General features: G+C 72.3%; 27 protein-coding genes and 1 pseudogene. 20 read left to right on the forward strand and 8 right to left on the reverse strand.

The genetic code is table 11. The annotated features are described in order from the left end of the window. Positions 1–30: 30 nt before the first annotated feature. From msrB to SY2F82_RS08600, 4 genes are all read right to left on the reverse strand, one after another. Positions 31–438, reverse strand: coding sequence for a peptide-methionine (R)-S-oxide reductase MsrB (gene msrB / locus SY2F82_RS08585; protein ID WP_200418355.1), 408 nt, complete (start codon positions 436–438; stop codon positions 31–33). 13 nt (positions 439–451) lie between these two features. Beyond that, on the reverse strand, positions 452–1,846 hold the full coding sequence (gene murC / locus SY2F82_RS08590; protein ID WP_200418356.1) for a UDP-N-acetylmuramate--L-alanine ligase: 1,395 nt from the start codon (positions 1,844–1,846) through the stop codon (positions 452–454). A 76-nt stretch (positions 1,847–1,922) separates the two neighbouring features. Continuing rightward, positions 1,923–2,396 (reverse strand): indole-3-glycerol phosphate synthase, encoded by a 474-nt coding sequence (locus SY2F82_RS08595; protein ID WP_200418357.1) that lies wholly within the window; start codon positions 2,394–2,396, stop codon positions 1,923–1,925. Between the two features lie 201 nt (positions 2,397–2,597). After that, the gene (locus tag SY2F82_RS08600) at positions 2,598–3,443 is read right to left on the reverse strand and encodes a pyrimidine reductase family protein (RefSeq protein WP_200418358.1); all 846 of its coding nucleotides are present in this window, start codon (positions 3,441–3,443) and stop codon (positions 2,598–2,600) included. Positions 3,444–3,480: 37 nt separating this feature from the next. On the opposite strand from SY2F82_RS08600, the gene zapE reads away from it, so the two are divergent. The 14 genes and pseudogenes from zapE (at position 3,481) to SY2F82_RS08665 (ending at position 15,739) form a co-directional block, all read left to right on the forward strand. Beyond that, the gene (gene zapE / locus SY2F82_RS08605) at positions 3,481–4,581 is read left to right on the forward strand and encodes a cell division protein ZapE (RefSeq protein WP_200418359.1); all 1,101 of its coding nucleotides are present in this window, start codon (positions 3,481–3,483) and stop codon (positions 4,579–4,581) included. Between the two features lie 187 nt (positions 4,582–4,768). After that, on the forward strand, positions 4,769–5,170 hold the full coding sequence (locus SY2F82_RS08610) for a hypothetical protein (protein ID WP_200418360.1): 402 nt from the start codon (positions 4,769–4,771) through the stop codon (positions 5,168–5,170). A 146-nt stretch (positions 5,171–5,316) separates the two neighbouring features. Continuing rightward, a complete protein-coding gene (locus SY2F82_RS08615) occupies positions 5,317–5,898 on the forward strand; it encodes a carbonic anhydrase (protein ID WP_200418361.1) in 582 nt (193 codons plus the stop codon). An 8-nt stretch (positions 5,899–5,906) separates the two neighbouring features. Next, positions 5,907–7,391, forward strand: a complete 1,485-nt coding sequence (locus tag SY2F82_RS08620) for a SulP family inorganic anion transporter (protein ID WP_200418362.1) — start codon at positions 5,907–5,909, stop codon at positions 7,389–7,391. Positions 7,392–7,556: 165 nt separating this feature from the next. Beyond that, positions 7,557–8,576 (forward strand): SPFH domain-containing protein, encoded by a 1,020-nt coding sequence (locus SY2F82_RS08625; RefSeq protein ID WP_236041277.1) that lies wholly within the window; start codon positions 7,557–7,559, stop codon positions 8,574–8,576. Between the two features lie 38 nt (positions 8,577–8,614). Further along, entirely contained in the window at positions 8,615–9,538 is a 924-nt protein-coding gene (locus tag SY2F82_RS08630; RefSeq protein WP_200418363.1) for a PPK2 family polyphosphate kinase, read from the forward strand. Between the two features lie 74 nt (positions 9,539–9,612). Next, a complete protein-coding gene (locus SY2F82_RS08635; RefSeq protein ID WP_200418364.1) occupies positions 9,613–10,473 on the forward strand; it encodes a polysaccharide deacetylase family protein in 861 nt (286 codons plus the stop codon). Positions 10,474–10,504: 31 nt separating this feature from the next. Further along, positions 10,505–10,699, forward strand: a complete 195-nt coding sequence (locus SY2F82_RS08640) for a hypothetical protein (protein WP_200418365.1) — start codon at positions 10,505–10,507, stop codon at positions 10,697–10,699. A 61-nt stretch (positions 10,700–10,760) separates the two neighbouring features. After that, positions 10,761–11,480: an aminoacyl-tRNA hydrolase gene (locus SY2F82_RS08645; RefSeq protein ID WP_200418366.1), complete on the forward strand. Its 720-nt coding sequence runs from the start codon at positions 10,761–10,763 to the stop codon at positions 11,478–11,480. A gap of 108 nt (positions 11,481–11,588) precedes the next feature. Continuing rightward, a pseudogene (locus SY2F82_RS38730) lies at positions 11,589–11,777 on the forward strand (hypothetical protein); the annotation flags it as partial. 113 nt (positions 11,778–11,890) lie between these two features. Then, positions 11,891–12,538 (forward strand): TetR/AcrR family transcriptional regulator, encoded by a 648-nt coding sequence (locus SY2F82_RS08650; protein WP_200418367.1) that lies wholly within the window; start codon positions 11,891–11,893, stop codon positions 12,536–12,538. Between the two features lie 78 nt (positions 12,539–12,616). Continuing rightward, complete coding sequence (locus tag SY2F82_RS08655; protein WP_200418368.1) at positions 12,617–13,240, forward strand: TIGR03086 family metal-binding protein; 624 nt, start codon at positions 12,617–12,619, stop codon at positions 13,238–13,240. 136 nt (positions 13,241–13,376) lie between these two features. After that, positions 13,377–14,681, forward strand: a complete 1,305-nt coding sequence (locus tag SY2F82_RS08660; RefSeq protein WP_200418369.1) for a DUF692 domain-containing protein — start codon at positions 13,377–13,379, stop codon at positions 14,679–14,681. 296 nt (positions 14,682–14,977) lie between these two features. Then, a complete protein-coding gene (locus tag SY2F82_RS08665) occupies positions 14,978–15,739 on the forward strand; it encodes a DUF4142 domain-containing protein (RefSeq protein WP_200418370.1) in 762 nt (253 codons plus the stop codon). A 155-nt stretch (positions 15,740–15,894) separates the two neighbouring features. Here the strand turns inward: SY2F82_RS08665 and hemQ are convergent, their stop codons facing one another. Then, positions 15,895–16,626, reverse strand: coding sequence for a hydrogen peroxide-dependent heme synthase (gene hemQ / locus SY2F82_RS08670; RefSeq protein WP_200418371.1), 732 nt, complete (start codon positions 16,624–16,626; stop codon positions 15,895–15,897). 4 nt (positions 16,627–16,630) lie between these two features. Beyond that, entirely contained in the window at positions 16,631–18,088 is a 1,458-nt protein-coding gene (gene hemG / locus SY2F82_RS08675; protein ID WP_200418372.1) for a protoporphyrinogen oxidase, read from the reverse strand. Positions 18,089–18,245: 157 nt separating this feature from the next. Here hemG and SY2F82_RS08680 point away from each other — a divergent pair, with 157 nt between their 5' ends. After that, positions 18,246–19,208 (forward strand): DUF4349 domain-containing protein, encoded by a 963-nt coding sequence (locus SY2F82_RS08680; RefSeq protein ID WP_200418373.1) that lies wholly within the window; start codon positions 18,246–18,248, stop codon positions 19,206–19,208. A gap of 27 nt (positions 19,209–19,235) precedes the next feature. Further along, on the forward strand, positions 19,236–20,636 hold the full coding sequence (locus SY2F82_RS08685) for an FAD-dependent oxidoreductase (RefSeq protein WP_200418374.1): 1,401 nt from the start codon (positions 19,236–19,238) through the stop codon (positions 20,634–20,636). A 95-nt stretch (positions 20,637–20,731) separates the two neighbouring features. Here SY2F82_RS08685 and SY2F82_RS08690 read toward each other — a convergent pair whose 3' ends face one another. Beyond that, on the reverse strand, positions 20,732–21,073 hold the full coding sequence (locus tag SY2F82_RS08690) for a hypothetical protein (protein ID WP_103845415.1): 342 nt from the start codon (positions 21,071–21,073) through the stop codon (positions 20,732–20,734). Positions 21,074–21,198: 125 nt separating this feature from the next. Here SY2F82_RS08690 and SY2F82_RS08695 point away from each other — a divergent pair, with 125 nt between their 5' ends. Both SY2F82_RS08695 and SY2F82_RS08700 read left to right on the forward strand, forming a co-directional pair. Next, entirely contained in the window at positions 21,199–22,017 is an 819-nt protein-coding gene (locus SY2F82_RS08695) for a rhomboid family intramembrane serine protease (protein WP_200418375.1), read from the forward strand. 86 nt (positions 22,018–22,103) lie between these two features. Beyond that, complete coding sequence (locus SY2F82_RS08700) at positions 22,104–22,274, forward strand: hypothetical protein (RefSeq protein WP_200418376.1); 171 nt, start codon at positions 22,104–22,106, stop codon at positions 22,272–22,274. Between the two features lie 405 nt (positions 22,275–22,679). Here SY2F82_RS08700 and hemE read toward each other — a convergent pair whose 3' ends face one another. After that, positions 22,680–23,747 (reverse strand): uroporphyrinogen decarboxylase, encoded by a 1,068-nt coding sequence (gene hemE, locus SY2F82_RS08705; protein WP_200418377.1) that lies wholly within the window; start codon positions 23,745–23,747, stop codon positions 22,680–22,682. A gap of 277 nt (positions 23,748–24,024) precedes the next feature. On the opposite strand from hemE, the gene SY2F82_RS08710 reads away from it, so the two are divergent. Next, entirely contained in the window at positions 24,025–24,648 is a 624-nt protein-coding gene (locus tag SY2F82_RS08710; RefSeq protein ID WP_200418641.1) for a DUF3000 domain-containing protein, read from the forward strand. Between the two features lie 318 nt (positions 24,649–24,966). Then, a complete protein-coding gene (locus SY2F82_RS08715; protein WP_043444816.1) occupies positions 24,967–25,629 on the forward strand; it encodes a response regulator transcription factor in 663 nt (220 codons plus the stop codon). Positions 25,630–25,636: the final 7 nt, after the last annotated feature.

Below are 25,636 nucleotides of genomic sequence, written 5' to 3' on the forward strand. Positions count from 1 at the left end.
AAGACGACCCCTTGCCGTCGACCCGTGAGATCAACCCTCGTCAGGGACCAGGCGCAGGGAGATCGAGTTGATGCAGTACCGCTGATCCGTCGGCGTCGGGTACCCCTCGCCCTCGAAGACGTGCCCGAGATGCGAGCCGCAGCGGGCACACCGCACCTCCGTGCGGACCATCCCGTGGGAGCGGTCCTCCAGGAGCTCCACCGCGTCGGTGTCCTTCGGGTCGTAGAAGGACGGCCAGCCGCAGTGGGACTCGAACTTCGTGTCCGAGGTGAACAGCTCGGCGCCGCAGGCGCGGCAGGAGTACACACCCTTGGTCTTGGTGTCCGTGTACTCACCGGTGAAGGCGGGCTCGGTGCCGGCCTGGCGCAGGACCGCGTACTCCGCCGGGGTCAGCTCCGCGCGCCACTGCTCGTCCGGCTTGTCGACGTCGTACGACATGAAGGCCAACCCCTTAACTCTGTGCGAGACGGTCCAGGATCCGCGGGCCGAGGTCCGTGACGTCGCCCGCCCCCATGGTGATAACGAGATCACCCGGCTTCGCCATTCCCGCGACGACCGCGGGGACCTCCGCCTTGTCGTGGACGGCCTGCACGTCCGCGCCCGCCGCCCGCGCCGCCTCGATGATCAGCTCGCTGGTCACGCCCGGGATCGGGTCCTCGCGGGCGGGGTAGATGTCGAGGACCACGGAGGCGTCCGCGAGCCCCAGCGCCCGGCCCATCTCCTTGCCCAGTTCCTGGGTGCGGGAGAACAGGTGGGGCTGGAAGACCACCAGGATGCGGGACTCGCCGGCCGCCGCCCGCATCGCCTCCAGGTCCGCCGTCATCTCGGTGGGGTGGTGGGCGTAGGAGTCGACGACCTGGACGCCGGCCTGCTCGCCCTTCAGCTGCAGGCGGCGCTTCACCCCCGTGTACGCGGCCAGGGCCGGGGCCAGCTCCGCCGCCGGGATGCCGAGCGCCACGCCCGCGGCCAGGGCCGCGACCGCGTTGTGCGCGTAGTGGCGGCCGGGGACGGAGACCGCGAAGGTGAGCTCCTGACCGTCGAGGAGGACCGTGACCTGGCTCTTCAGGCCCTGCGGGACGACCGACAGGACCCGTACGTCGGCGTCCTGAGCCCCTCCGTACGTCACCACCGTCACGTCGCGCGCCGTGACGCGCCGCGTCAGCTCGCGTGCACCTTCGTGGTCCGCCGAGATCACCAGCGTGCCGCCCTCGGCGATGCGGTCCACGAACGTCTCGAAGGACTCGTAGATCTCCTCCATCGACGCGTAGTTCGCGTGGTGGTCGAGTTCGACGTTGAGGACGATGGCGACCTCGGGGGCGTACTTGTGGAAGCTGCGGTCCGATTCGTCCGCCTCCGCCACGAAGATGTCGCCCTCGCCGTGCAGGGCGTTCGAGCCGGGGGCGTCCAGGTCGCCGCCGATCGCGTACGACGGCTTCAGGCCCAGCTCGGTGAGGGACACCGCGAGCATCGACGTCGTGGTCGTCTTGCCGTGGGTGCCGGCGACCGCGATCGGGCGCAGGCCCTCCATCAGGGCCGCGAGGGCGTCGGAGCGGTGGACCACCGGGATGCCCAGCTCGGCCGCGCGAGCCAGCTCCGGGTTGTCCTCCCGGATCGCCGAGGAGACGACGACACAGCTCGCGTCGTCGGCGAGGTGCCCGGCCGCGTGCCCGATGTGCACCGTCGCGCCCAGCGCGCGCAGGGCCTCGGCGGTCGGCGAGTCCTTGGCGTCGCTGCCCGCCACCCTGGCCCCGCGCTGCGCGAGGATCTTCGCGATGCCCGACATTCCGGCGCCGCCGATGCCGATGAAGTGCGGTCGGTCCATGGCGGTGGGGAGGCCGGGTGCCATGCGTGTCTCCTGAGTGCTGGTACGGCGGACGTTCAGCGACACACCCTAGTGCGTCACGACCGGGTCCCGGTGACGCTCACGCCTTGCTGTGCGAGAACAGCTTGAGCACCGGCACGCCCACCTTGTGCCGTGCCCTGGACGCCCAGTCGCGGTGGAAGAACTCCTCCACGTAGTGCGGGTCGGTCAGCACGATCACCTCGTCCGCGCCGACCTCGCCGACCAGGTCCTTGAGCGCGTCCAGCGGGTGGTCCTCGATGAGGCGCCCCTCCGCCGCGCCGCCCGCCGCACGCAGCGCGGCCAGGGACACCTCCAGGGCCTGCCGCCCCAGCTCGGCGGCGTCCTTGCCCTCCGGTGTCTCCCGTTCGTGCGCCGCCTCGTCCAGCTCGCCCAGGGCGATGTCGTCGATGGCCCGCAGCAGGCGGTCCGCCTGGTCGCCGCGGGGCTGCAGCAGGACGTGGAAGGAGACCGGCTCGTCACCGTGCAAAGTGGTGACGAATTCCACGTCGGCGGACGTGAGGGCCTTCTCGATCATCAGTACGCTCGTGAACACGACAGGCGCCCTTCTCCTCCATGGACCGCGGGCCTTTCCCGGTGGGCCGTCACGGCCCTTGCGGAAACCATCCTGCCCCGGCACCGGCACGGGATCCGCGAGAACTAGTGTGCCCACCGAACATTGAACGGAACGGGTGATTCCGCGCTGTCCCCGCACATCGGGAGCTTCCGCCATCAAACGCCCCGTGCGCTCCCGCCTTCAGGTCCGGCGGTACCGGCTGAACAGGAACCCCTCCTCCTCCAGCAACGACGCCAGCGCGAAGCGCTTGGGCACCGTGAGCGAGGGGCCTCCGGCGATCCGCTGCGCGTCGCCCGCCGTGAGCATCGGGGAGACGGTCAGGCACAGCTCGTCCAGCACCCCGGAGACGACCAGCTGGCCCAGCAGACGTGGCCCGCCCTCGGTGAGCAGCCGCGTCATGCCGAGCTCCGCGAGGGCGCGTACGGCGCGCACCGGGTCCACACCCATGCCGTCCCCGGCGATCACCACCCGGGCGCCCGCCTTCTCGGCCGCCGCCACCCGGTCCGGGGCCGCCGCGGCCCCGGTGAGCACGAGCGTGGGCACCAGCGGCGAGGTGAACAGCGGCCAGGAGAAGTCCAGCTCCAGGCTGGAGCTGACCACGGCGATGGCGGGCACCGGGCCCTGTCCGGCCGCCTCCCGCATCGCCGCGAAGGCCTCACGCTCGCGTGCCGGACGGTACCCCTCCTGCCGTACCGTTTCGGCACCCACGATCACCACGTCCGCGAGCCCCCGCAGCGTGCCGAAGATCCGCATGTCGGCAGCGCTGGAGATCGGGTGGGACCGCCCTTCGTGCTGGGCCGCACCGTCCAGCGTGGAGACCATGTTGGCGCGCAGCCAGGGCTCCCGGCCGCCGGGCGGGGGCTCCGGGTAGGCGTAGGCCGCGGCGAGCTCCTCCAGCGACCACTCGCGGTCGACGGAGCCGCCCGCCGCGCCCGCGCCCGGCGCCTGCCCGGTTTCCAGGGCCGGAGCACCCGGCCGGGCCGCCGTTTCGTCTGTTTCGTCGGTCACAGGGAACAGGCGTCGCATGTCGTGCAGTCTGGCACGACACGTACAGTGGGGAAGCGTGTCGTCCTCCACCGCCGCCTCCCGGACCGAACCGATAGCCGACGCGGCCCCGCTGTCCCTGTGCGCACGCGAGCCGCACGTCCCCGCCGACCGGCTCGTCGCCGAGATGGTGCCTCCGCCGCGCTTCGACTCGGTCCGCTTCTCGACGTACGTCCCGGACCCGAACCAGCCCAGCCAGAGCGAGGCCGTCCGTGTCCTCGAGGGCTTCGCGACCGGGCTCGGCGGGGCGCAGTCCACCGGCAGGCGGGGGTTCCTCGGGTTCGGCAGGAGCAAGGCCCCCAAGACGCCCGCGGGCCCCCGCGGTGTCTACCTCGACGGCGGCTACGGCGTCGGCAAGACCCACCTGCTCGCCTCCCTGTGGCACGCCACCCCGGCCGAGCCCTCACTCAAGGCCTTCGGCACCTTCGTGGAGCTGACGAACCTGGTCGGCGCGCTCGGCTTCCAGCAGACCGTGCGGACACTCTCCGGCCACCGCCTGCTGTGCATCGACGAGTTCGAGCTGGACGACCCCGGCGACACCGTCCTCGTCTCCACCCTGCTCGGCAAGCTCGTCGAGGCGGGCGTGGCGCTCGCCGCCACCTCCAACACCCTGCCGGGCAAGCTCGGCGAGGGCCGCTTCGCCGCGGCCGACTTCCTGCGCGAGATCCAGGGGCTGTCCGCCCACTTCCGCACGCTGCGCATCGACGGCGAGGACTACCGCCACCGCGGGCTGCCCGAGGCGCCGGCGCCGTACACCGACGCGCAGGTGACGAAGGCGGCGTACGCCACCGCGGGCGCCTCGCTCGACGCCTTCCCCGAGCTGCTCGACCACCTCGCGCGGGTGCACCCCAGCCGGTACGGCGCGCTGACCGACGGGCTGAAGGCGGTGTGCCTGACGGACGTCCGGCCGGTGCCCGACCAGTCGACGGCGCTGCGGCTCGTCGTGCTCGCGGACCGGCTCTACGACCGCGAGGTGCCGGTGCTCGCCTCCGGGCTGCCGTTCGACAAGCTGTTCAGCGAGGAGATGCTGAAGGGCGGTTACCGAAAGAAGTACTTCCGCGCCATCTCCCGCCTCACCGCGCTCGCACGGGACGCCGCGAGCCTCGTTCAGGACCAGTAGCACCACAGGCCCGTTCACGCATAGCAGACTCAAACTGACGTGCGCCAGCGACGACTTCAGGCCACGCCCACCTCGATTTTTGGGCTTTCCTTTACCTGAAACGTAAAGTTAACCCTGCAAAGGCGGTTGCCGGGTTAGCGTGTTGGCCAGACACCTTCGGCGGACGCTGGCAAGGGGAAGGAGGCGCATGGTACGCGGTGCGACGGTCCGGTTCGTGCTCACGATCCTCTCCGCCGTCCTGCTCGCCCTGCAGCTCTTCGCACCCACCGCGTCCTTCGCCGCCTCCGCGCACCAGGCCCATGTGAGGGCCGTCGAAGCGCCGGAGGCGGTCACCGTCAAGCGCGCCGACGAGACGGACGAGGTCGTCACCTGCGGCGACCACGGCCGACCGGCCGGCCCCACCGGCCCGCTGCGTACCCGTGACCGGCACCGCGCGGCGGCGGACTCCACTCCGGAGGCCCCCGCTCTCGTAGCGCTGGCACGCGACGTCACGGCCGTGCGGCCACCGGCCGCCTCTCCCGGCGCGCTGCGCATATCCAGATCCTCGACCGCTCACACCGCCGCGGCACTCCAGGTGTTCCGCTGCTGAGCCCTTCACCCGGTACGGGCTGACACGACCTCCCCTCACCACGCCACGTTGGCCGAGCGCGTCGACGTGGGTCGTGTCGCCGTACCCGCATCTGCCATGTTTCGTACACCGACGCGCCATCCAGGGCGCGCCAGGAGGAACTGACAATGCAGCCCCTCATCGACAACGCCCGTGCGCACGGTCAGCGCCCGGAGCAGTTCGCACGGCTGGCCGCGGGCCAGTCCCCGCAGGTGTTGTTCATCACCTGCTCCGACTCCCGGGTCGTGCCCGCGCTGATCACCGGAGCCCGGCCCGGTGAACTGTTCGAACTGCGCACCGCGGGCAACATCGTGCCCCCGTACGCCTCCGAGCACCCCACCAGCGAGGCGGCCACCATCGAGTACGCCGTGGAAGTCCTCGGCGTCCAGGACGTCGTGGTCTGCGGCCACTCCCACTGCGGAGCCGTCGGCGCGCTGGTGCGCGGCGACGACCTGACCGCCGTACCGGCCGTGCGCGACTGGCTCGCGCACGCCGCGCCCGAGCCGCGGTCGTCCGCCGCGGACGACCCGACGGTCGCGGAGGCCGTGCAGAACCACGTGCTCGCGCAGTTGCTGCGCCTGCGCTCGTACCCGTGCATCGAGCAGCGCCTGAAGTCGGGTCAGCTGCGCCTGCACGGCTGGTACTACGAGGTCCACACCGGATCGGTGCACGAACACCGCACCGAGACCGACACGTTCGAGGCTCTGTGAGCGGCCCGATGACCAAGTTTCCCTACCTGAGGCAGGACTTCGCCGCCTCCATAGTCGTCTTCCTGGTCGCCGTGCCGCTGTGCGTCGGCGTGGCGGTCGCCTCCGGCGTCCCGGCAGAGCTCGGACTTGTCACCGGCATCGTGGGCGGGCTCGTCACGGGGTTCATGCCCGGCAGCAGCCTTCAGGTGTCAGGGCCGGCCGCCGGCCTGACCGTGCTGGTCTTCGAGGCCGTCAGCGAGTTCGGTGTGCCGGCGCTCGGCGTGATCGTGCTGGTGGCCGGCCTGCTCCAGCTCGCCATGGGCTTTCTCAAGGTGGGCCGCTGGTTCCGGGCGATATCCGTCTCCGTTGTCGAGGGCATGCTCTGCGGCATCGGGCTCGTGATCATCGCCGGCCAGATATACGCGGCGGCGGGACTGAAGGCCCCCAAGACCGGCGTCGGCAAGATCGCGGGGCTGCCGGGAGCTTTCGTCGACGTCCTGAGCAGCACGGCGGCCCTGACCTCGCTCGCGATCGGCGCGGGCACCATCGCCGTCATCCTGCTGTGGAAGAGGATGCCCAAGGCCGCGCAGGCCGTGCCCGGTGCCCTCGCGGCGGTCGTGCTGGCCACGGTCGCCACGCTCGCCTTCGGCCTGCCGGTGGCCACGGTGAAGGTGGAGGGTCTGCTCGGCGTCATCCGGCCGCCCGGGGCCGAGGCCCTGGGTGAGCTGGCCTCCCCGGCCATCTGGGGCACCATCCTCGCGTTCACGCTGATCGCCTCGGCGGAGAGCCTGTTCAGCGCGGCGGCGGTGGACCGGCTGCACGACGGTCCACGCACCGAGTACAACAAGGAGATGATCGCCCAGGGCGCGGGCAACACGGTGTGCGGTCTGCTCGGCGCCCTGCCGATGACCGCGGTGATCGTGCGCAGCTCGGCCAATGTCAACGCGGGCGCGAAGACCAAGGCATCCCGCGTCCTGCACGGCGTGTGGCTGCTGCTGTTCGCCGCCGCGATGCCGTGGGCCCTGGCGCTGATCCCCGTTCCCGCCCTCGCCGGCATTCTGGTCCACGCCGGCTGGAAGCTGATCCCGTTCCGGCAGGTCGCGTCGCTGTGGCGGTCGCACCGGGGCGAGGCGCTGATCCTCGTGGTCACGGCGGTCTCGATCGTCGCGGTGAACATGTTCGAGGGCGTGCTGATCGGTCTGGCCCTGTCGGTCGTCAAGACCGCCTGGGAGGCGTCGAAGGTCAAGCTGGAGGTCATCGACAAGGGCGCCGGCCCCATCCAGGCCTACCTTTCGGGCAATGCGACGTTCCTGCGGCTGCCGAAGATCCTCGACAGTCTGGAGGCCCTCCCGCAGGACCGGCCCGTGGAGCTGGACCTCTCCGGATTGCACCACCTGGACCACGCCTGCCGTACGGCCCTGGACAACTGGGCGGAGCGGCACAGCGTGCCCGGGACCGAGCCGGTGCGGATGACGTCCGGCACGGAGCCGCTGGAGATGGCGTCCGGCACCTGACGACCCGGGGCCGCTCGGCCCCCGACCCCCTTGGGCCCGCCGGTGGTGCATCGGCGGGCCCTCGGTTGTGCACCGGTGGCCCTCGGTTGTCCCTCGCCTGGTGGGCTCCGGCGGAACTATCGTGGCAAGTGCACACATACCAGGCCTCTCGACGAGGGGGTCGTCATGCTCCAGGAGCTGGTGGGTGCCCTTGTGGGGGCCGGCGTCGCGGGACTCGTGGGCCTCGCCTCGGCGGCACGGGTCGTCAAGCAGTACGAGCGCGGGGTGGTCTTCCGCTTCGGGCGGCTCCTCGGCTCTCCCCGGCCGCCGGGCTTCACCCTGATCGTTCCCGTGATGGACCGGTTGCAGAAAGTCAACATGCAGATCGTGACGCTGCCGATCCCCGCACAGGAGGGCATCACCCGGGACAACGTGACCGTGCGCGTGGACGCCGTGGTCTACTTCAAGGTGGTCGATCCGGCGAACGCGCTGATCCGGGTCGAGGACTACCGATTCGCGGTGTCGCAGATGGCGCAGACCTCGCTTCGCTCGATCATCGGCAAGAGTGATCTGGACGACCTGCTGTCCAACCGCGAGAAGCTCAACCAGGGCCTGGAGCTGATGATCGACAGTCCGGCCGTGGGGTGGGGAGTGCAGATCGACCGCGTCGAGATCAAGGACGTGTCGCTGCCGGACGCGATGAAGCGGTCGATGGCCCGGCAGGCCGAGGCCGACCGCGAACGCCGGGCGCGCATCATCAACGCGGACGCGGAGCTCCAGGCCTCCAAGAAGCTGGCGGAGGCCGCCGGAGTGATGTCCGCCCAGCCCGCCGCGCTCCAGCTGCGGCTGCTGCAGACGGTGGTGGCGGTCGCGGCCGAGAAGAACTCGACGCTGGTGCTGCCGTTCCCGGTGGAACTGCTCAGGTTCCTGGAGCGGGCGGCACAGCAGCACGAGACGCAGCCGGCGGCAGGCGGCGCCCCCGCCCCCTCGCCGACGGCCACACAGGCACCACCGGCGGTCACGGCCGGGCAGGCGGCGCCGGACGACGCCGCGGCCGCCCGGACACCGGAGGCCGAGGACGCTCTCGCTCCCCCGCCGGCGAGCGAGCCCACGTCCGACCTCCCGGAGGAGGCGACCCGCGACCTCCCGGAGGAGGCGACCCGCGCACTGTCGTCCTCCGAGAACGCGGTGACGCCGCCGTTCTAGGGCCCGGATGCGTGCGGCCGTCCCCCCGAGGGTGCGCCATGGCGAAGAAGCGCGAGGAGGAGACGCAGCCGGCGGTAGGCGGCGCCCACGACGGTGCCCCCCTGCGTGACCTGCTCCGCCTCCCCGTCGGCGAGCCCGTCGACCTGAGCGCCCACGACGCCGGGGCGACGCCCGGCGCCCCCGGCGACAAGGCCGCCGGACTCGCGGCCACCGCCCGTACGGGCAAGGACCTGGCCGGCCTTCAGGAACGCCTGTGGGCCGGGGCGACCGCCGGGGACCGCCGCCGGATCCTGCTGGTGCTCCAGGGCATGGACACCAGCGGCAAGGGCGGCACGGTCAAGCACGTCATCGGCGTGTGCGACCCGGCGGGCTGCCGCATCCACGCCTTCAAGGCGCCGACGCCCGAGGAGCAGCGGCACGACTTCCTCTGGCGTGTGGTGAAGGCGCTCCCGCGACCCGGCGAGATCGGCATCTTCGACCGTTCGCACTACGAGGACGTGCTGATCGCCAAGGTCCGCTCGCTGGCCCCGTACGACGAGATCGAGAGCCGCTACGACCGGATCAACGGGTTCGAGACGTCCCTCACGGACGACGGGGTGACGATCATCAAGTGCTTCCTGCACATCTCCTACGAGGAACAGCGGCGCCGCCTGCTCAAACGTCTCGACACGCCGCGCAAGCGGTGGAAGTTCGCCCCCGGCGACCTCGACGAACGGGCCCTGTGGCCGGCCTACCAGCGGGCGTACGAGACGGCCCTGACCCGCTGCACCACCCTGGCCGCGCCCTGGTACCTGGTCCCGGCCGACCACAAGTGGTACCGCAACTGGGCCGTCAGCAGGCTCCTGCTGGAACACCTGCGCGAGCTGGATCCTCAGTACCCGGCGGCGGAGTTCGACGTGGACGAGTACCGGGAACTGCTGGCGCAGGGCGCGGTCCGGCCGCGGTCCCGGCCGGGCGGGTGACACGAGGGACCACTACGACCGGGATCGCCCGATACATCCGCTTTTGACGGTATCCGTCGCCTTACGTTCGTACGGTGATCCCTCTTGTGCGGCGTATCGCCTGCCTTGCCGCCCTCTGTGCCCTCGGCGCCGCGTTCGCCACCTGCGGAGCCGACCACGCCCCCCGGCACCCCGCCCTGGGCGCCACCGACCACCCCGGCTCCTCCTCGGCGGCCGACGGCACGCCGCCCAGGCCCGCGCCGGGACCCGGTGGACTCGCACCCGTCTTCCAGAAGGGTGCGACGCGCGACAAGACCGTCGCCCTCACCTTCGATGCCGACATGACCGCCGATCAGGGGGACCGGGCGGAGAACGGCGAGGCGTTCGACAACCCCGATCTGATCGACACGCTGCGGGACCTGGAGGTTCCGGCGACCGTCTTCATGACGGGGCGCTGGGCGGACCAGTACCCCGACGAGGCGCGGGACATCGGTGAGGACCCGCTCTTCGAGGTCGGGAACCACTCCTACAGCCACTACTCCTTCACCCGGAGCTGCTTCGGCCTGCCGGTCCTGCCCGAGAAGCAGCTGCGCCCGGACGTGGAGCGCGCCTTCACGGCGATCCGCAAGGCGGGCGTGCCCCATGTGATGCCGTACTTCCGCTTCCCCGGCGGCTGCTACGACGACCGGGCCCTGCGCGCGATCGGTCCCCTCGGGGTCACGGTCGTCCAGTGGGACGTGGTGAGCGGGGACGCGTTCGCCACGGACGCGAGCCGGGTCGCGCGGCAGGTGCTGGAGGGGGTGCGGTCGGGCTCGGTGGTGGTCATGCACTGCACCCGCAGCGCGGCGCCGGTGACGGAGGAGGCGGTGCGGGCGGTGGTGCCCGAGCTGCGCAAGCAGGGGTACCGGTTCGTCAAGGTCTCCGAACTGATCGGGGCCGCGGGCCGGCGCCGGTAGGGATCGCGCCGGGTGTGCCTACGCTGGGGGCATGAGCGATGACCGAGACATGGCCGCCTACTGCGACACGGGGACCCCGGACCCGGCGCCCGAGGCGGGCGGCCCGCCGTTCGCCGAGTGCGTGCTGTGCCGCCGGCCGACGGAGTACCCGGAGTCGTACAAGGGGATCACGCTGTGCCCCGTCTGCGAATGGCAGGAGGCCCAGCGCACGGCCTGCTCCGGGTGAGCCGGCAGGCCCCCACCCGCCACCGGAATCCCCCGATCTTCCGCCTGGCAGACTGGACGCCGTGAGCAGTGACCAGACCCGCCAGGACAGCCCGTTCCGTTCCGAGCGCATCGCGCGCGACGAGGCGCCGCAGTTCGTGCTGCCGCTCGTCGTGCGGATCGAGCGCACCGCTCCCCCGGCCCGCACGGACGCGCTTCAGACGGCGGCGCGTGCCGTGCTCGTGATCCTGAGCGACGAGCGGTCGCTGGGCGAGGGTGAGTGGGCGCGGGCGATGCGGGACTGGCAGGACGCGCGGATCCGCAAGGTGGTGCGGCGGGCGCGCGGCGCGGAGTGGCGGCGGGCCGAGGCGCTGCCGGGTATCACGGTCACCGGCAAGTCGGCGGAGGTCCGGGTCTTCCCTCCCGTCCCGCTGGACGGCTGGCCGAAGGATCTGGCCCGACTGCAGGTCTCCGGCACGGACCTGGAGGACCCGGAGCCGCCGGTGGAGGCCGACCCGACGGCTCCCGTGCTGTGGCTGAACCCGGACCTGGGGATGTCGGCGGGCAAGGCGATGGCCCAGGCGGGCCACGGCGCCCAACTGGCCTGGTGGGCCCTGCCGGAGGAGGAGCGAGCGGCCTGGCGCGACGCCGGCTTCCCCCTCGCCGTCCGCACGGCTCCCCCGTCGCGCTGGCAGGAACTGACCACGTCCGGCCTGCCGTTGGTACGCGACGCGGGCTTCACGGAGATCGCCCCGGGCAGCTGCACGGTGGTGGCGGACCATCCGGCGCTGCGGGGCGACTGACCGGGAGGCGGCGCCGCGAGCCCCCGCGCCGTGGACGGCACGGCTCGTCCTTCTCCCGCTCAGAACCGCTGACCAGAGTGGCCGGACAGGGCTTCGGTGCGGTCCCGCCCCGCGCTCTCGCTGGTCGGAGCACCGAACTCGGTAGAGATCACCGATCTCGGACCCGACCGCCCGACACGCCGGGTCGGCTGTGTCACCACCTCCGAACTGGCCGGCTCGGCAGTCGTGCGCGCCTTGGTGAGGGAACTGCGGGCAACGGCCCTCCAGGGTGGGTGCGGACTCGGCCGCGAAGCGTGATCAGGCCCGGCGAGTCACTCCTGCACCTGCGCTTCCCGTACGTGGGAGCGTCCCGGCTACCCTCTTCCGCACACACTTTCCGTACGCCCGCGCACGCATCCCAGGAGGTCGCCATGTCCGGCACCCGGCTCGACGGCAGGGTCGAACGCGGGAACCGGACCCGGCAGCTGGTGTTGCGGCGGACCGTCGACATCGCCTCCGTCGAAGGGCTGGACGCGCTGTCCGTGGGCCGCATCGCGACCGAACTGCAGCTGAGCAAGAGCGGCGTGTTCGCCCTCTTCGGGTCCAAGCAGGAGCTGCAGCTCGCCACGGTCCGGGAGGCGTCCCGCATCTACGTCGAGCAGGTCGTACGTCCCGCCGCCGACACCCCCGTCGGGCTCGCCCGGTTGTGGCGGCTGTGCGAGCTGTGGCTCGACTACTCCGAGGGCCGCGTCTTTCCCGGCGGCTGCTTCTTCTACGGCGTGATCGCCGAGTACGACGCCCGCTCGGGGCCCGTCCACGACGCGATCGTCCGGGCCCAGCGGGACTGGACCGCCCACATCGAGCGCACGATCACCGAGGCCCGCGACGACACCCGTGAGCTGCGTGCCGACACCGACGCGCCGCAACTCGCCTTCGAGCTCATCGCGTTGATGGAGACCGCCAACGTCGTCTCCGTGCTGCACGACGACGGCACCGCCTATCGCCGCGCCCGGATCGCCATCGCGTCGCGGTTGCGGGCCGCCGCTGCGGGTCCGTCGGTCGTGCCTCAAGTCCCGTGAACCTTAGGAGATTTATGACCGGATACGATCGTCGGAAACTAGTAGCACGATCGTTCGCACAGTTTTATCCTCGGCGCCATGGACATCACCGGAGCGAACGAAGCCGAACTCGTCGAGCTCGACCGGATCGCGGTGCAGGAGTCGGTACGGCTGGTGGAGCTGGCCCGGGAGCAGGACTGGGAGCGCGACACCCCGTGCGCGCAATGGACCCTGCGGAGTCTCGTGGCGCACATGGCCGCCCAGCACCACGGGTTCGCGGCCGCCGCGCGGGGTGCCGGGAGCGAGAGGGCGCACTGGCGGGAGCCCGAGGACATGCGCGACCCGTCGACCACCTACCGCGTCGCCGCCATGAGCGTGCTGGCCGCCTTCGCCGAACCGGACGTCGTCGGGCGGGAGTTCGCGCTGCCCGAGCTGGGGCGCGTGGTGCCCGGACGGGTGGCCCTCGGGTTCCACCTGGTCGACTACGTGGTGCACGCGTGGGACGTGGCCGCCGCTCTGGGTACGACACCGGCGCTGCCCGCCGCCGTGCTCGAGGCCGCCCTCGGTGTCGCCCTGCTCGTGCCGACGAACCCGGTGGGACGCGGACCGGGCTTCGCCTTCGCGCCGCCGCTCGCCGTACCGCCGGGCGCGGATCCGCTCACCGCGACCCTGCGCCTGCTCGGCCGGGACCCCGGCGCGTGGGCGGTCGCGCGGCAGCCGTAGCGGGTCCGGCGGAACCTCAAATGTTGCTCTGAACGTCCCCGGTCAGGGGTTCAGCGCCGACAGCCGGGGCCATGACTCCGTCACCGCGGCAGCGGGCGGTCCACGGGTACGGGCGGGCCGGGCGAGGGAGGGGACGATGGAGCGACTGGGAACGGGCATCGGGTGGCGGCCGGAGATCGCCGACGCGGTGGAGCGCATGCCGGGCCTCGACTGGGTGGAGGTCGTGGCCGAGAACGTGTGCCCCGGGCACCTCCCCGAGTCACTGCTGCGGCTGCGCGAGCGCGGCGTCACCGTCGTCCCGCACGGTGTGTCCCTCGGCCTCGGCGGCGCGGACCGCCCCGACGAGGCCCGGCTGGCCGCGCTCGCCGAGCGGGCCGAGGCCCTGGGCGCGCCGCTCGTCACCGAGCACATCGCGTTCGTACGGGCGGGCGGACCGCGGACGGCGTCGCCGCTGCTGGAGGCCGGGCACCTGCTGCCGGTGCCGCGCACCCGGGACGCGCTGACGGTCCTGTGCGAGAACGTCCGGATCGCACAGGACGCGCTGCCCGTGCCGCTCGCCGTGGAGAACATCGCGGCGCTGATCTCCTGGCCGGGCGAGGAGATGACGGAGGGGCAGTTCCTGTACGAACTGGTGGAGCGCACCGGCGTGCGGCTGCTGATCGACGTCGCCAACCTCCACACCAACCACGTCAACCGGGGCGAGGACCCGGCGAAGGCGCTCGACGAACTGCCCGTCGAGGCGATCGCGTACGTCCATGTCGCGGGCGGCTACGAACGCGACGGCGTCTGGCACGACAGCCACGCCCACCCGGTCCCACCACCCGTCCTGGACATCCTGGCGGACCTGGCGTCCCGTACCGCGCCACCGGGCGTCCTGCTGGAACGCGACGAGAACTTCCCCGAACCGGCGGAGCTGGAGCGGGAGTTGGCCGTCATCCGGGAGACGGTCGAGAAGGCGGCGCCCGGCCCGGGGACGCGTACGTCCCTGGCAACGGCAGCGAGCGGGCTCCCGGGTGCCGACACGGAAGCGGACCGGCAGCGGCTCGGGCTCGCCCAGGCCGCGCTGCTGTCCTGCCTCGTCGCCGGCACTCCCGTTCCCGAGGGGTTCGACCGGGTGCGGCTCGGGGTGCAGGCGCGGGCCCTCGCCGCCAAGCGGGCCGGTGTCGTGGCCAAGGTCGCGCCCGAGCTGCCCGGCATCCTCGGGGAGGGGTACCGGTCCGCCTTCCTCGGCTACGCCCAGCGGCACCCGATGGCCGGCGGCTACCGGCGCGACGCCCTCGACTTCGCCGAGCACCTGCTGCTCACCGGGCGGCCGGAGGACAACGAGGCGCGGCGCCGGCTGCGCGCGTGGTGGCTGGAGCGTTCGGGCCCCACGCCGCCGTCCCGGCATCCCGCCGCCCGTGCGCTCCGCGCCACGCGCCGGGTCCTGCTGCGGAACTGAGGGGCCTTGCCGCGGGGCGCTGCCCGCGTCCGCCCGCCGCGTAGCACTCCGGCGGGCGTTCAGGAGGTCGTCCGCGGGGAATGTGCCGTGGTTAACACAACAGTCGCGCCCTTGAGGGAGAGCGGTTGCTTGCGCGGTTCGTCCGGCAATGCCCGGTCTTGCGACTGCGGTATTCGGTGCGCGATGCCTGGTTTCCATCCGCTTTGTCTGGTACGGCAGTTGGCGTATACGGCGCAGTAATATGCCAACTCGCACCCGAAGCGCACTAGCGTGCGGTGCCGCAAGCAGGAGGCACCATGAGATCCAGACCCGTCCGAGGCCGCGGCATCCTCAGCGGCACCGGGATCCTCATCATCTTGCTCGCGGGGACCCTCGCCGCGCTGGTCTTCCCGGTCTGGTCCTACGCGGACCGCGCCGGCACCGGCGTGGACACTCTGAACGCCGAGTCCGTATCGACCCAGTACGGTCCGCTGTCCGGGCTGGACCGCGACTTCGTCACCAAGGTACGGCTGGCCGGGCTGTGGGAGCTGCCCGCGGGACAGCAGGCCGAGCAGAAGGGCACCACCGAGGCCGTCCGCACCGCGGGCGAGCACTTGGTGCAGGGCCACACCTTCCTGGACGCCCGGGTCCGCGACGTCGCCGCGCGGCTCGGCCTCGCCCTGCCCAATCAGCCGAACGCCCAGCAGCGCCAGTGGCTCGACACCCTGGACGCCGCCCAGGGCGAGGAGTACGACCGCGACTTCGCCAACCTGCTCCGCCGGGCCCACGGCAAGGTCTTCACCGTCGTCGCCCAGGTCCGCGCCACGACCCGCAACTCGCTCGTGCGCGCCCTCGCCGACGACGCGAACGCGACGGTCCTGGACCACATCAAGGTCCTGGAGGCCACCGGTTACGTCGACTTCGACGCGCTGGCGCAGGACGCGGCCACCTCGAGCCCGCCCCCGCTCACCCACTCCCCCGCGCCGCCCGGGCCCACGGAAGACCCCGGCACACCGGTCCCGGTGACCCCCTCGCCGACGTACACACTGCCGCCGGCCGCGTCGAGCCCACCGCCGTGATCCACCGGCGGGGGCGCGGCAGGCCGCGCCCCCCGTCGGAATGCGCTCAGGCGAGCCCGGCCACCAGCTCCGCGACCGACTTCCTGCGCCCGGTGCTGCATCATCCGGGGGACGACCCCCAGACCCCCGGCCGGACGACGGGGCACCGTCTCCCGTCAGGCGAGCCCGGCCACCAGCTCAGCGACCGACTTCCTGCGCCCGGTGAAGAAGGGCACTTCCTCGCGGACGTGCATCCGTGCCTCCGAGCCGCGCAGGTGGCGCATGAGGTCGACGATGCGGTAGAGCTCGTCGGCCTCGAAGGCCAGGATCCACTCGTAGTCGCCGAGGGAGAACGACGCGACCGTGTTGGCCCGCACGTCCGGGTAGCCGCGGGCCATCTTGCCGTGGTCCGCGAGCATGCGGCGGCGGTCCTCGTCCGGCAGCAGATACCAGTCGTAGGAACGCACGAACGGGTAGACGCTGACGTAGTTGCGCGGCGTCTCGTCGGCGAGGAACGCCGGGATGTGCGAGCGGTTGAACTCGGCCGGGCGGTGCAGCGCCATGTTCGACCACACCGGGGTGAGCGCGCGGCCCAGTTTCGTGCGGCGGAAGAGGTTGTACGCCTCCTGGAGCTGGTCGCTCGTCTCGGCGTGCCACCAGATCATGAGGTCGGCGTCGGCGCGCAGGCCGGACACGTCGTACGTGCCGCGGATGGTCACGTCCTTGGCTGCGAGCTGGTCGAACAGCTCCTGGACCTCGTCGGCGTACCCGGCGCGGTCCTCGGGCAGCACGTCCTTCAGCTTGAAGACGGACCACAGCGTGTAGCGGATGACCTCGTTGAGGTCCTTGGCCAGCTTGCCCTTGTTCGGGATCCTGCCGGACTCGGTGGTGGGGGCGTCGTCACTCATGCACCTATTCTCCCGCTCCGCCGTGCAGGCTCTGCACCGGGTTGGCGGTGAGCTCCTCGACACCGCGCAGGTCACCGCCCAGCTGATCGACGGCCGCGTACGCGCTCGCGATGCACGCCGGGATGCCGACCCCGTCGTACACCGCGCCGCACACCGCGAGCGCCGGCAGCTTCGCCACGTGCGCGCGGATGCGGGCCACGCGCGCGTGGTGACCGACCGGGTACTGGGGCAGGCCGTCGGTCCAGCGGGTGACGCGCGTCTCGATCGGGGCGGCGTCCAGGCCGGTCGCCTCGCGCAGGTCGTGCCGCGAGACGGCCACGAGGTCGGCGTCCTCGCGGCGCAGGATCTCCGTCTCGCCGTACCGCCCCACGGACGTCCTCAGCACCAGCACGTCCGGGTCCTCCTCGGCGATCCAGCCCCACTTCCGGGAGGCGAACGTCGACGCCTTGATCGTGCGTCCGTCGACGGGCGGCACGAGGAAGCCGCTGCCCTCGGGGAGGGTGACGTCGGCGCGGCGGTAGGCGAGGGTGACCAGAGCCATGGAGGCGTACTCGACGGTGCGCAGTTCGGCGGCCGCTCCCGGGCACTCGGCGGCCAGCAGCCGGGCGGCCACGGCGGCGGGCGCCGCGATCACCACCGCGTCCGCCCTCTCCGCACGGTCCCCCACGACGACCTCCCACCCCTCCAACGTGCGGCGCAGTCCGTCCGCCGCGGTCCTCAGCCGGATCTCACCGCCCCGCGAGCGCACCGACTCGGCGACCGCGAGCGGCAGTTGGCCGACGCCTCCCTCGATCCCCATGAAGACCGGCCCGGTCTGCTGCGCCGCGGCGGCCTTCGCCTGGATCTCGCGGACCGCTTCCGTCAGCGAGTCGTGCGCCTTGGCGGCCTCGAAGAGCTGCGGGACCGCCGAGCGCAGGGAGATGCGGTACGCGTCGCCCGCGTACACCCCGCCGAGGAGCGGCTCCACCAGGCGGTCGACGACCTCGCGGCCGAGGCGCGCCGCCACGTACTCCCCCACCGCCACGTCGTCGCCGATCTCCGTGCGCGGCAGCTCCGCGTCGCGCTCGATCCGGGCCAGGCCCTCGTCGGACAGGACGCCGGACAGTGCGGAGGCCGTGCCGGGGACGCCCATGACGTGCCCCTTCGGCATGGGCCGCAGCGCGCCGCGGGTCCAGATCGAGGCGGTCGCCGTGGCGGGCGGCTGGAGGCGGTCCGTGAGTCCCGCCTCCCGGGCGAGCGCCACCGCCTCCGGCCGCCGGGCCAGCATCGACTCGGCCCCGAGGTCGACCCGCACGCCCGCGATGTCGCCGGGCAGCAGCTTGCCGCCGACCCGGTCGGACGCCTCCAGGACCGTGACCCGTGCGCCACGGTCCAGCAGCCGGTGGGCGGCGGCCAGGCCCGCGATCCCGCCCCCGATGACGACGACATGCCCCGCGCCCCCGCGGGCCTCCACTGCGCTCATGTCCCCAGCCTCTCAGACCCCGCTGACACCCCGGAGGGCGCCCGGTGTCCCCGCCGAGTCCCGACCGTGACCGCATCGGGACCGCATCCGGCCAACGTTCCGCGGGGGCCCGGAGTCGAAGAAGTGTCCGTCACGACGACTTCCGGGGGTTCGACCGATGCACACTCCACGCTCCCCACGCCCGGTGCGGGTGCTGGCCGCGACGCTCCTCGCCGCCGCGCTCGCGCTCGCGGGCTGCAGCGCCGACGACACCGGCGCGTCGAGCGACAGCAAGGCCGGCCCCGCCAAGGGCGCGCAGCGACAGGGCGCCGCCGACAGCGGCACGGGCGGCGGCTCTACGGCACGCGGCAGCACGCCGAAGCTCACCACGAACGCCGTCATCCGTACGGCATCGCTGACCGTGCAGGTCGAGGACGTGCCCAAGGCCCTCGACGAAGCGCGCGCCACCGTCGAGAACGCGGGCGGGTTCGTCGGCGACGAGAGCACCACCCGCGACCTGGAGGGCGACGAACGCACCCGGCTCGTGCTGCGCGTCCCCACCGAGAAGTACGACCAGGTGCTCACCGCGCTCCAGGGCGCGGGAAAACTCGTCGAGCGCACCGCCAAGGCCGAGGACGTCACCGACCAGGTCGTCGACGTGGAGAGCCGCATCAGGTCGCAGCGCGCCAGCGTGGCCCGGGTGCGGGAGCTGATGGACCGGGCGACGAAGCTCGGTGACGTGGTCGCCCTGGAAGGGGAGTTGAGCTCCCGCGAGGCCGACCTGGAGGCCCTGCTCGCCCGTCAGGCGTCCCTGAAGGACCGCACCAGCCTGGCCACCATCACGCTCTCGCTGTCCGAGACCCCGGTTCAGAAGGCGGCAAAGGACGACCGGCCCGGTTTCCTGGACGCCCTGGCGGGCGGCTGGCACGTCTTCGTCACGCTCCTGCGGTGGATCGCCCTGGCGATCGGCGCCGCCCTCCCCTTCCTGCTGCTCGCGGCCGTCCTGGTGCTGCTCTGGACCCGGGTGGTGCGCCCCCGACTGCCGCGCCGCCCTGACCCGGTGCCGGCGGCGCCCGCCCTCGGCCCGCTGCCCGTGGCCCGGACGGCGCCGGAGCACGAAAACCGGGGCGGGCAGGACTGAGATGCCCCCTGCCCGTAGCGTGTTCGCATGAACATGAGCCGTACGAGCCGTCCGCGGGAGCGCCTGGTCGTCATCGGCGGCGATGCGGCGGGCATGTCCGCCGCATCGCAGGCGCGCCGCCTCAAGGGCCCCGACGAACTGGAGATCGTGGCGTTCGAACGCGGCCACTTCTCCTCGTTCTCGGCCTGCGGCATCCCGTACTGGGTGGGTGGCGACGTCGCCGGCCGGGACGAACTGATCGCCCGTACACCCGAGGAGCACCGGGCGCGCGGCATCGACCTGCGCATGCGGACGGAGGTCACGGAGATCGACGTGGCGGGCTGCCGGGTCCGCGCCCGGAACGTCGACTCCGGGGCCGAGGAGTGGACGTCGTACGACAAGCTGGTGATCGCGACCGGGGCCCGCCCGGTCCGCCCCGACCTGCCCGGCGCCGACTCGCCCGGGGTGCACGGGGTGCAGACCCTGGACGACGGCCAGGCGCTCCTGGACGCCCTTGCCGCCACCAAGGGGCGCCGGGCGGTGGTCGTCGGCGCGGGCTACATCGGCGTGGAGATGGCCGAGGCGATGATCAACCGCGGCTACGAGGTCACCGTCGTCAACCGCGGCAGCGAACCCATGAGCACGCTCGATGCGGACATGGGCCGGCTGGTGCACCGGGCCATGGAGGGCCTCGGCATCACCATGGTGGACAACGCCGAGGTCACCAAGATCCTCACCGATGACGACGGCGGGGTCCGCGCGGTCGGCACGCAGGACGCCGAGTACCCGGCGGACGTGGTGGTCCTCGGGATCGGCGTACGGCCCGAGACGGCCCTGGCGCGGGACGCGGGGCTGCCGCTCGGCGACCACGGCGGGCTGCTCACCGACCTCGCGATGCGGGTGCGGGGTCACGAGAACATCTGGGCCGGCGGCGACTGCGTCGAGGTCCTCGACCTGGTCTCCGGCCGTGAGCGGCACATTCCGCTGGGCACGCACGCCAACAAGCACGGGCAGGTCATCGGCACCAACGTCGGCGGCGGCTACGCCACGTTCCCCGGCGTCGTCGGCACGGCCGTGAGCAAGGTGTGCGACCTGGAGATCGCCCGCACCGGGCTGCGCGAGAAGGACGCGCGGCGGGCCGGGCTGCGGTACGAGACGGTCACGATCGAGTCGACGAGCCGCGCGGGCTACTACCCGAACGCGGCCCTCATGACGGTCAAGATGCTCGCCGAACGCCGCACGGGCCGCCTGCTGGGCGTCCAGATCGTCGGCCGGGAGGGCGCGGCGAAACGCGTGGACATCGCGGCGGTGGCGCTGACCGCGCGGATGACGGTGGAGGAGATGACGGCCCTGGACCTGGGCTACGCCCCGCCGTTCTCACCGGTGTGGGATCCGATCCTGGTGGCGGCCCGCAAGGCGACGGCGGCGGTTCGGAGAAACGCCGGGTGAGGGAAGGCGTCCCTCCAGGGGCGCGGGAACTGCGCGACCAGCCGAGGACAACCGGCACCCGGCCGACGATCGCAGCCCCCACGGCGAGCCCCGAATCAAGCCGTCTCGTGCTGCCCGACCCCGTTGATCCTCTCGATGGCCTGCCGGGCCTGCTCCCCCGGCGGCCGTGACGGCAACGAGGACACAGACGCGCTGGAGGCCACCGCGGGCGGCTGTGGCTGAGCCATCGGCTTCGCATGCGCGGCAGCGCCCCGCGAGGACCGCAGCCGGTGGCTGACCGCCTCGTCGAGGGTCACGGGCCGCTGCATCTGGGTCGCGAGCCGGGCGGCCTCCTGGCCGAGCCGCGCGACGTCCTCCCAGGGCAGCTGGATCACCAGCGCGAGCTCGGCCTCGCCGTCGGGCAGGGCGTGTATCGGAGGAGTAACTCGGTCGTTCATCGCCTGTTCCTCACGTCGTCCCCGCGACACGCCTTCCCCGCACCGCGGGCGGTTGAGGAGACATACGCAGCCGCGGAGCGCCGCGTTCACCGATTCACCCGGCCGATCCAGGGCAGTACTTCCTTGTGGTCATCCCCGTCCATGATGTGAACCCGGTGCGCCGTACGCCCTATGTGACGTACGCGCTGATCGCGGCCAATGTCGTCGTCTTCCTGTTCACCCCCGGCCTGGCGGGCTCCGTGGCGGGGCAGAGCGACCTGGCCCAGTTCTGCCACCTCCAGGCGTTCCTGGACCACTACGCCGCAGTGCCGCGCGAGTTGATCCACGACCAGCTGCCGAGGCTCGTGCCCACCGGCGCCGTCGGGGTCGGCCCGCACGGCCCCGGCTGTGTGGTGGCCCCGCCGGACTACGACAAGTCGCCGCCGGCGTCGGTGTTCACCGCGATGTTCCTGCACGGCAGCTGGCTGCATCTGCTGGGCAACATGCTCTTCCTGCTGATCTTCGGCAACAACATCGAGGACCGCCTGGGCCACATCCGCTTCGCGCTGTTCTACGTGGCGTGCGGATATGCGGCGGGGTACGGCTACGCGTACCTCAACGCGGGCTCGAGCGACCCGCTGATCGGCGCGTCGGGCGCCATCGCGGGCGTGCTCGGGGCGTACCTGGTGCTCTATCCCCGTGCGCGGGTCTGGATCCTCGTGCCGTTCCTGCTGTTCCTGCCACTGCGGCTGCCCGCGTGGATCGTGCTCGGCTTCTGGTTCGGGCTGCAGGCGGTCTACTCGTCCGGGAACGGTGTCTCCTCGGCCGGGACCGTGGCCTACGCGGCCCATGTGGTCGGCTTCATCGCGGGCATGCTCCTGGCCTTCCCCCTGCGCCAGGGCACCCCGCCGCCACCCGAACCGCGCGGCCTGCTGTGGGGCAGGCAGGCACGCCACACCTGGTGACGACGGCGGGGCCGCGCCGCGCGGCGTTTCGCCCGCACACTCCACGGAACCCGATATGCCCGAAACGCACGTCATCGGGAGTCATCATGGGCGACCCACGCGAACGTGAACGCGAGCGGCAGTCACCGCTCGAGCGGGAGACCGGGGAGCCGGACGTCCACCCGGAGGAGCAGGGGCGGTCGAAGCCCGACACGTCCGGTGGTCCCCCGACCAAGGCCACCGACGCACGCGAGGAAACCGAAGAGGGTTCCGACTGAGCCGCGGTCGTCACGGCCGCCCGTCCGGCTGGAGGAGGTCTGCTGTCCGACCGGCGGACGGAGCACGTCGTCCCGGCCCCGGGCCTGCGCAGCGATGCCGGAGACACGGGCGACGCGGGAGCACGCGGCCGGCCCGAACGCACGGAGACCACGGAGCCCCAAGAGGAACAGGCCGCTGGTGCGACCTCGTGGGAAGAGACCGCGGACGCCCGTCATGCGGCCGACGAGGGCACGTTCGCGGAGGTGTTCACCACGCGGGCCGAGGACGACCGCGGCCGTCTCGCACCGCAGTTCCAGGAGCCCGAAGGGGCCGGGGACGAGTCCTCCGGCGACTGAGGGGGCCCGCGCCGGTGCCGCTGTGCGCGGCGCCCTCGGCGCGGGTCGCCATTCGTTCGCCGGCCCCGGTCAGCGGGCCGTCTGCGTGTGGACGTACTCCACGAGCCGGGTGAGGCTGTCCGGGTCGGTGGACGGCAGGACTCCGTGGCCGAGGTTGAAGACATGGCCCTCAAGGCCGACAGCGGCGTCCAGGACCTCGCGGGTCTTGGCCTCGACGGCCTCGCGCGGGGCGAAGAGCACCGCCGGGTCCAGGTTGCCCTGGAGGGCCTTGCCGGGGCCGACGCGGCGGGCCGCCTCGTCCAGCGGGACGCGCCAGTCGACGCCGACGACGTCCGCCCCGGCCTCCCCCATCAGCCCGAGCAGCTCACCGGTGCCGACACCGAAGTGGATGCGGGGGACGCCGTAGCCCTCGACGGCCCGGAAGACCTTGGCCGAGGCGGGCAGCACCGAGCGGCGGTAGTCGACGGGGGCCAGGGCGCCGGCCCAGGAGTCGAAGAGCTGGACGGCCGAGGCGCCGGCCTCGATCTGGACCTTCAGGAAGGCGGCCGTGATGTCCGCGAGCCGGTCCACCAGGTCGGACCACAGCTGCGGGTCGCCGTGCATGAGCGCCTTGGTGTGCTCGTACGTACGGGACGGGCCGCCCTCGATGAGGTAGCTCGCGAGGGTGAAGGGCGCGCCGGCGAAACCGATCAGCGGGGTCTCGCCCAGCTCCGCGGTGAGCAGCTTGATCGCCTCGGTGACGTAGGAGACGTCCTCGGGGGTCAGGTCGCGCAGCCGGGCGAGGTCTGCGCGGGTGCGGATCGGATGCTCGACGACCGGGCCGACGCCCGGCTTGATGTCGAGGTCGACGCCGATCGCCTTCAGGGGCACGACGATGTCGCTGAAGTAGATCGCCGCGTCGACGCCGTGCCGGCGGACCGGCTGGAGGGTGATCTCGGTGACCAGCTCGGGCCGCATGCAGGACTCGAGCATGGGGATGCCCTCACGCACCTTGCGGTACTCGGGCAGCGAGCGCCCGGCCTGCCGCATGAACCACACCGGCGTGTGCGGCACGGGCTCGCGCCGGCACGCCCTGAGAAAGGCGGAGTCGTACGTCGCTGTCGGCTGGCCCGTGGCGGGGCGGTCATTGACACTCACGCAAAAAGTCTCGCACGCCACCGGAGCGATTCGGCCTCGGGGCGGGAGCGCCCTCGGGGGGCGCGGGACCGTGTCCGTGCGCGGCTGAGCCGCGTCGGCGCGCCACACGTCGAAGGACCCGACCGGCCGTACGACAGGAACCAGCCAAGACGAACCCGCGCACGGCAGCCGAAGCCCCGGCGGCAACGGGTGTCTCTCCAAGCGGACGCGCTTTCTTCCCCTTAATCTTCCCCGCATGGCTGCGGCTCAGGAACGACCGACGGACGGCGCCGACGGAATGGACGACGCGAAGGGGGAGGGCGATGCGATGGACACCGCTCCCCTGCCCTTCCGCGCCGCGGTCGACGCCCTGAAGGCCGCACGCCTGCGGCCGGAGATCGAGATCGAGCCGTCGCGCCCGCCGCAGCGGCTCGCCCCGCACACGTACGCGCTGGAGGCCGCCGTGGTCGCCGACGAGGAGGACCTCGCCGACGGGCGCCTCGTCCTCCTGCACGACCCGGCGGGACACGAGGCCTGGCAGGGCTCCTTCCGCCTGGTGACGCTGGTGCGCGCGGAACTGGAGCCGGAGATGGCGACGGACCCGCTGCTGCCCGACGTGTGCTGGTCCTGGCTGACCGGCGCGCTCCAGGCCCGCGGGCTGGCGTACGGCGAGCCGAGCGGGACCGTCACGCGCGCGAGCTCGCACTACTTCGGCGGTCTCGCCACCCGCCCTGCCGTCTCCCAGATCGAGATCCGTGCTTCGTGGACGCCCCGGGAGGGCATCGGAGGCGTCCCGGACACCGCGGCGCACCTGGCCTCCTGGTGCGACCTGCTGTGCCAGGTGGCGGGCCTGCCCCCGGCGGGGCCGGGCGACGCCTCGGTGGTGACGCTGCCGCAGCGTCGCGGGCCGCAGCCCCGCTGACCCCGGCGCCTCCACCGGCGCTGTCGATGTCACTGGCGCTGTCGATGTCATCGGCGCTGTCAATGTCGCCTTGACCTTCCTTGCCATCTCTTTGTCGATACGGCCACTTTCAGCCTCGTATTGACCATGGACCGAACCGACTCGATCCCCGAATGATCGCTCGCGCGTCCGAATTGCACGGATTGTTACTCACCAAATCGTGATCATTCTCTAAAGGAGCACGAGTTTGGTGCCGAAGACGACTGTGACCTTGAAACACGGTTCGTCCCGGCCGCTTCCCCGAGCCGGCCCCGTCCCCGCACCCATCCAGGAGGCCTGGTGTCCGTTCTCCTCGAGCAGCCCGCAAGCCTGGTCGCCTACCGCCCCAACAAGCCGACCGCCATGGTCGTCGTGGCCGACCCGCGCGTTCGTTCCACCGTCACCCGCCATCTCTGGGCGCTCGGAGTGCGCGACGTCATCGAGGCGTCGTCCATCGCAGAGGCCCGTCCCCGTATCGGCAACCCGCGCGACATCTGCGTCGCCGACGTCCACCTCCCCGACGGCTCCGGTCTCACCCTCCTGTCGGAGACCCGGGCCGCGGGCTGGCCCAACGGTCTGGCCCTGTCCGCGGCCGACGACATCGGCGCGGTGCGCAACGCCCTCGCGGGCGGAGTCAAGGGCTATGTCGTCACCGGCACCCGCACCAACATCGGGCTCCCCACCCGACCCGGTGCCGCCCCCATCGGCGCCGCCGCCGCGCGCCTGCACCGCCGCCCCCCGGGTGCCCCGAGCCACCCGGGCGGCTACCGCGAGCTGTCCGGCCGCGAGGTGGAGGTGCTGCGTCTGGTCGCTGAAGGGCAGTCGAACAAGGCGATCGGCGTCTCGATGGGCCTGTCCGCACTGACCGTGAAGAGCCATCTGGCCCGCATCGCCCGCAAGCTCGGAACCGGCGACCGTGCCGGGATGGTGGCGGTGGCCCTGCGGACCGGCATCATCCACTGACCGCCTT

This window comes from Streptomyces sp. Y2F8-2 (assembly GCF_014905555.1).
Lineage (GTDB): Bacteria > Actinomycetota > Actinomycetes > Streptomycetales > Streptomycetaceae > Streptomyces > Streptomyces cynarae.